This window comes from Limobrevibacterium gyesilva, assembly GCF_025989185.1.
Classification (GTDB): Bacteria; Pseudomonadota; Alphaproteobacteria; order Acetobacterales; family Acetobacteraceae; genus Limobrevibacterium; species Limobrevibacterium gyesilva.
In genome coordinates, this window is the sequence record NZ_JAPDNT010000006.1 from 221,839 (window position 1) to 227,935 (window position 6,097).

The following is a 6,097-nucleotide window of genomic DNA, read 5'->3' on the forward strand; positions in this document are numbered from 1 at the left end:
CGCGTCAGCGCTGTCGCCACGGAAGGCCGTCCGCTTTCCAGCCGGAGACCTGCCCGCGATGGCCGTTCGCGTCCGGCGGTCCCTCGAACCCGTCGGCGATGTTGTAGGCGTGCGGGAATCCCGCCGCCTGGGCCGCCTGGGCGGCCGCAAGGCTGCGCACGCCGCTGCGGCAGAGGAAGTAGATGTGGTGCTCCGCCGTGAAGCCCGCCTGCTTCAGATGGTCCACGAAAGCATCGTTCACCTGCATGGCCGGAAACACCTGCCAGGGGATCAGCACCGGCTGCTTGCCGGCGGCGCCGAGGTCCGCGAGGCCGACATAGGTCCATTCGGCATCGGTCCGCACGTCGACCAGCTGGGCGTTCGGCTCCGCCTGCAGGGCAGCCCATACCTGGCGCGGGGGAATGTTCTCGACCATGGCCCGTCTCCGGATGATGATGGCTGGCAATGGCACGCTACGGGCGTGCATTCAACTGCCAAGTCGCAACGAAACGCCATCGGGACCGATCCATGGAGAGCCATCCACACGCCACCGTGCCGCCGCCGGCCACCGCCGATCTGGCGGAAGCCATCGGCAACACGCCGCTGATCCATCTGCGCCGCGCCTCAGAGGCCACCGGGTGCAACATCCTCGGCAAGGCCGAGTTCATGAATCCCGGCGGCTCGGTGAAGGACCGCGCCGCGCTCGCCATCATCCAGGACGCCGAGCAGAACGGCCTGCTGGCGCCAGGCGGCACCATCGTCGAGGGTACGGCGGGGAACACCGGCATCGGCCTGACGCTGGTGGGCAATTCGCGCGGCTATCGCTGCGTGATCGTCATGCCGGAGACGCAGAGCCAGGAGAAGATCGACTTCCTGCGCATGATCGGCGCCGACCTGCGGCTGGTGCCGGCCAAGCCGTTCCGCGACCCCGGCAACTACGTGCACGTCTCGCGCCGGCTGGCTGCGGAAATGCGGGGCGAGAAGGGCGGCGCGATCTGGGCCAACCAGTTCGACAACCTGGCCAACCGCGAAGGCCACCGCGCCACCACCGGGCCGGAGATCTGGCACCAGACGGCGGGCGCGGTCGATGCCTTCACCTGCTCCTGCGGCACCGGCGGCACGCTGGCCGGGGTGGCGTTGGCGTTGAAGGGCCGCAACCCCGCCGTGAAGATCGTGCTGGCCGACCCCGAGGGCAGCGGGCTGTATGGCTGGGTCAAGAGCAACGACCTGACAGTGACGGGCAGCTCGATCACCGAGGGCATCGGCCAGTCCCGGGTGCCCGCCAATCTCGAGGGCGCGCCGATCGACGACGCCGTGCGCATCCCCGATGCCGAGGCGCTGGAATACATCTACGACCTGCTGATCCATGAGGGTTTGTCGGTGGGCGGGTCGTCCGGCATCAACGTCGCCGCCGCAGTGCGCGTGGCCAAGACGCTGGGGCCGGGCCATACCATCGTGACGGTGCTGTGCGACGGCGGCTCGCGCTACCAGTCCAAGCTGTTCAACCCCGAATTCCTGCGCAGCAAGAACCTTCCTTCACCCCCCTGGATAAACGCATGAGCACCCTGACCGACAAGGCCGCCCAGGCCGGCTTCGACAGCTTCATGGCCACGTTCGGCCGCGTGCCGGACCAGTTCCAGCTGCTGCACGCCCACGCGCCGGCGGCCTTCGCGGGCTACGGCCTGATCCGCAGCGCATTGATGCAGGATCGGCCGGCCGCGGCACTCGACCTCAGGACCAAGGAACTCGTCTTCGCCCTGCTGGACACGCTGGCCGGCAACGCCCAGGGCGCGCGCAGCCACGCGCTCGCCGCCATGAAGCAGGGGCTGACGCTGCCCGAACTGGCCGAGGGCCTGGTGCAGGTGATCATGGTCGGCGGCATCACCACCTGGAATCTGGTCGGCGCCGACGTCATGCGCGCCTGCGTCGACGCGGGGCAGACGCCGCCGGACACCCAGGGCCGCGGGGCCGAAGGCAGCCCGGGCTGACCGGTCAGGAGCCGCGCGGCGCCGGGTGGCGGCCCAGGATGTCGCGAACCATCCGCTTCAGCCCGACCCATTGCTGGGTGACGTAGCCGCCGGTGGCCAACGCCTCCTCGGCCGTCGGGTCGCCGGTGGCGGCGAATTCCCGCGAGAAGTCGGCGGTGCGGAAGATCATGTCCCACCACGGCAGGATGGCGCCGTAGTTCACGCTTTTCTCGCCGGCCGCGGTCACGCCGTGATGGGCACGGTGGAAACGCGGCGAGATCAGCAGCCGCTCGCCCAGCCAGCCGAAGGACAGCCGCGCATTGGCGTGCGACAGGCTCTCCAGCAGGCGCAGCAGCAGCACCAGCAGCGGGAACTGCATCGGCGGAATGCCGATCAGCAGGGCGACGACGGTGAACCAGACGAAGGCGATGATGTCGTCCAGCAAATGATTGCGGTCGTCCGACCAGAAGGTCATCTGCCGCTGCGCATGGTGCACCGCGTGCAGCGAGTACCACCAGTTGAACACATGGCTGAGCCGGTGCCGCCAGTAATCCGAGAAGTCGAGGATGACGACATACAGGAAGAAGGTCAGCACTTGGTGGCCGAGCAGGTCGGGGATCAGCCGCTCCAGCGTCGGCGGCACCCAGCCATGGTCGGTCAGGAAGCCGTTCAGCGTGACCTGGATCTTGTAGAACAGCACGAAGGTGACGAGCGGCAGCAGCCCCACGCGGGAGATCAGCGTGTACAGGACGTCCACCGCCACGGCGCGCTTGTCCGGCCACGTCTCCACCGGGCGCCAGCGCTCCAGCGGCACGCAGACGGCATAGGTGACGACGACCTGCGCCACGCCATACACGGCGAACAGCGCCCAGCCGAACGAGATGTCCTCCCATTCCATCATGTCCAGCGCATAAAGCAGCGGCAGCAGCAGGTTCTCCTGCAGCCAGCCCGCGGCGAAGTCGAAAGGTGCGGTCATCGTCGGCGCCCGTTTATTTCACGGTGGCTTTGGCGTTCAGGAAGATACCATGCGGCGAGCGGCCGACGTCGATGGTCTCGTATTGGCCGGTCGCGGGGTCCAGCACCGCCACCTTGTGGATGAAGCGCATCGTGACCCACACCCGCCCATCGGGCGCGAACTCGATGTCGTCGGGCCCGCCGGGCAGCTTGTAGCTGCGGGTGGACTTCAGCGTGGCGGCATCCAGCGCGACCACCGTGCCGGCAATGCGGTTGTTCACGTAGATCGTCTTCTTGTCCGGCGAGCGGAACAGCGTGTGCGCGCCCTTGCCGGTCTGGATGCGGCGCTCGACCTTCCCGGTTGCGGGATCGACCACGGCGATATCATCACTGCCCATGATCGCCACCAGCACGCGGCCGTTCTGCCACATCACGCCTGCAGGGGCCTTGCCGACATCGGTGGTCCATTGCACGGCCATGCGGCGCAGGTCGATCGCAGCCAGCTTCCCGGTGCCCTGCAGGCTGACATAGACCGCCGACGAATCCGGCGCGAAGTCCAGGTGGCTGGGCATTGACCGCAGCGGGAAGCGCTTGACCAGCTTGTAGGTGCCGGCCTCGTAGACATCGACCTGGTTGCGCGCCAGCCCGTTCACGACCAGGTATTTCGCATCCGGGCTGAAGCCCAGCTGATAGGGGTCCGCCATGGTGACGCGCCGGCGGACCTCGAACGTCGCGGGGTCGAGCACGATCAGTTCGTTGCCCACGGTGTCGCCCACCAGCAGGTCGCGCCCGTCCGGGGTCAGCATGACGTGATGGGGTTCGCGCAGCACGGGGATGCGGCGCAGCTCCTTGCGGCTGGCCATGTCGATGACGCTGAGCGAGGCTTCGGCCGAGTTCATCACCAGCACGGCGCCGCTCGCCCAGGCCGATGTCACCAGCCCGCAAGCCAGCACGGCTCCGGTCAGCAACCCCAGAAATGGTTTCATGTCTGCCTCGCCCACACCGCGCCGGCCCAAGCTGCCACAGCCCGTGTTATCAAACCGCTCGGCTTCGTTCCTGTAGCATATTCTTGGTCAGGCGACGAGTGTTGCGCCGCAGCACCGCCGGCATGGCTGCCACGCCCGGCGTAAGCCGGGGGCGTGCCCCCGCCAACCGCCAGCCCTTCACGACGCTCGCGAATCGGTTACGTTTGCCGCAGTGACGAACGGGGGGAATGCCATGGGCGAGTATCGGGTCATCGCGACGGGACTGCGCTTTCCGGAAGGCCCGGTCTGGCTGTCCGATGGCTCCGTCGCCCTGGTGGAGATCGAGCGCGGCACCATCAGCATCGTCGCCCCCGATGGCGCCGTGCGCGTGCTGGCGACCCCGGGCGGCGGGCCGAACGGCATGGCGGTGGGGCCGGATGGCAACTTCTATGTCTGCAACAATGGCGGCTTCATCTGGTCGGAGGTCGGCGGCCTTCTGCGCCCTGGCCTGCAGCCGCCCGATTATTCCGGCGGCCGGATCGAGCGGGTCGATCCCAGCACCGGCGCCGTCACCCGGCTCTACGATTCCTGCGACGGCCACTCGCTGCGCGGCCCGAACGACATCGTGTTCGACCGGCATGGCGGCTTCTACTTCACCGATCTCGGCAAGTCGCGGCCGCGCGACATCGACCATGGCGGCGTCTACTACGCGCTGGCCGACGGCAGCCGCATCGTCGAGCTCGCCTATCCCATGATCACGCCTAACGGCATCGGCCTGTCGCCGGACGGGAACACGCTCTATGTCGCGGAGACGCGCACCGCGCGGCTTTGGGCCTTCGACCTGGAAGCCCCGGGCGTGGCGCGCAAGCAGCCCCTGCCCTCCCCGCATGGCGGCCGGCTGGTCTGCGGCCTCGGCGGCTTCCAGATGCTCGACAGCCTGAAGGTGGATGCCAACGGCAATATCTGCGTGGCGACCCTGATCACCGGCGCGGTCACCGTCATCGCGCCGGACGGGCGGGTGCTGCGCGTGCAGAAATTCCCCGACCCCAGCACCACCAATATCTGCTTCGGCGGCCCGGACCTGCGCACCGCCTATGTCACCTTGTCCGGCACCGGCAAGCTCGTCGCGCTGGACTGGGTGGACCGGGACTGGCCGGTGCCGGGACTGCGCCTGCACGGCGAGATCTGAACAAGGCGTCGCGCATCGGCCACGGCAAGGCAGCTTATCGCCGGCTCCATGCCGCCAGGCGCAGCCAGCGCCGCTCGATCCAGCGGCGCGTGGCCACGAACCGCCGCACGACCAGTCCTGGCGCGGTTCGGCCGGCCATCCGGATGCGCGCACGCAGCGGCTGCAGCCTCGCCTTGGCCCAGTCGCGGACGCGCCGCGCCCAGCCGACCAGCACGGCGAACCAGCGGATCCGCAACAGCGCCGGCTCGCAGGCATGGTAGACGAACACCGCCATCAGCGTGGCCAGCAGCCGCACCAGCACATAGACGAGCGCGGCCGACAGCGTATGCCCGTGCACCAGCAGCACCACGGCCCAAAGCTCGCCCACCCGGCCGACACCCTCGGGCACCAGGAACAGCGGCAGCGCCGCCCAGCCGGGCAGGCGCCGCAGGGCGGTCGCCAGCGCCCGTATCGCGGCCAGTTCCGCGAGCCGGCGCAGCACGATGAGGGCGCCGGCCCACACCACGTCTTCCAGCACCACCACCACCAACGCGACCGGCAGCAGCAGCGCCGTCAGCAACCGGCGGCGCCAGATGGCGGGAACAGCTAGCAATTCGGCCGTCCCGGCGGGCATTGCCCACGCTGCTGCTGCGGCGGCGGCGCCGCGCGTTGCACCGGCGGCGGTGGTGGTGGCGCCGCGCGCTGCATTTGTGGCGGGGGCGGTGGCGGGGCCGCGCGCTGCATTTGTGGCGGTGGTGGCGCAATTCGCTGTACCGGCGGCGGCGGCGGCGGCGGTGCGAAGTGCTGCACCGGCGGCGTCACCACGCGCGGCATCGGTGGCGGCGCCACCGGCGCCGGCCGCTGCACCTGCGGCACGCCGGCCGGGAACGCCGCCTGCGGCGTTGGCGTGGGGAAGCGCTGCGGCGGCGCGACGGCACCTGGGGAGGCAACCTGCGGCGCGCCGCCGCGCAGGGCGCCCTGCACCGGCGGGAAGGCGCCGCGCTGCGGTCCGGGCGCTGGCGGTATCGCCACAGGCGTCCCGGCGGTCGCGGGCGGCGCACCCG

7 protein-coding genes and 1 pseudogene are annotated in these 6,097 nt (G+C 69.7%); 3 read left to right on the forward strand and 5 right to left on the reverse strand.

Translation table 11 applies throughout. The annotated features are described in order from the left end of the window. Positions 1 to 4: 4 nt before the first annotated feature. Positions 5 to 415, reverse strand: coding sequence for a rhodanese-like domain-containing protein (locus OL599_RS11295; protein ID WP_264713849.1), 411 nt, complete (start codon positions 413 to 415; stop codon positions 5 to 7). A gap of 92 nt (positions 416 to 507) precedes the next feature. On the opposite strand from OL599_RS11295, the gene OL599_RS11300 reads away from it, so the two are divergent. Next, complete coding sequence (locus tag OL599_RS11300; protein WP_264713850.1) at positions 508 to 1,539, forward strand: cysteine synthase A; 1,032 nt, start codon at positions 508 to 510, stop codon at positions 1,537 to 1,539. Beyond that, positions 1,536 to 1,967, forward strand: a complete 432-nt coding sequence (locus OL599_RS11305; protein WP_264713851.1) for a carboxymuconolactone decarboxylase family protein — start codon at positions 1,536 to 1,538, stop codon at positions 1,965 to 1,967. Before OL599_RS11300 ends, OL599_RS11305 begins: the two co-directional genes overlap by 4 nt. A 4-nt stretch (positions 1,968 to 1,971) precedes the next feature. Here the strand turns inward: OL599_RS11305 and OL599_RS11310 are convergent, their stop codons facing one another. Continuing rightward, entirely contained in the window at positions 1,972 to 2,922 is a 951-nt protein-coding gene (locus OL599_RS11310) for a sterol desaturase family protein (RefSeq protein WP_264713852.1), read from the reverse strand. Between the two features lie 13 nt (positions 2,923 to 2,935). Continuing rightward, positions 2,936 to 3,886 carry a YncE family protein gene (locus OL599_RS11315; protein WP_264713853.1) on the reverse strand — a complete coding sequence of 317 codons (951 nt, stop codon included), beginning with the start codon at positions 3,884 to 3,886 and terminating at the stop codon, positions 2,936 to 2,938. A gap of 232 nt (positions 3,887 to 4,118) precedes the next feature. On the opposite strand from OL599_RS11315, the gene OL599_RS11320 reads away from it, so the two are divergent. Continuing rightward, on the forward strand, positions 4,119 to 5,054 hold the full coding sequence (locus OL599_RS11320; protein ID WP_264713854.1) for an SMP-30/gluconolactonase/LRE family protein: 936 nt from the start codon (positions 4,119 to 4,121) through the stop codon (positions 5,052 to 5,054). Positions 5,055 to 5,088: 34 nt separating this feature from the next. Here OL599_RS11320 and OL599_RS11325 read toward each other — a convergent pair whose 3' ends face one another. Both OL599_RS11325 and OL599_RS11330 read right to left on the reverse strand, forming a co-directional pair. Further along, positions 5,089 to 5,646 carry a hypothetical protein gene (locus tag OL599_RS11325; RefSeq protein WP_264713855.1) on the reverse strand — a complete coding sequence of 186 codons (558 nt, stop codon included), beginning with the start codon at positions 5,644 to 5,646 and terminating at the stop codon, positions 5,089 to 5,091. After that, a pseudogene (locus tag OL599_RS11330) lies at positions 5,640 to 6,097 on the reverse strand (hypothetical protein); the annotation flags it as partial. The pseudogene OL599_RS11330 and the gene OL599_RS11325, both read right to left, overlap by 7 nt.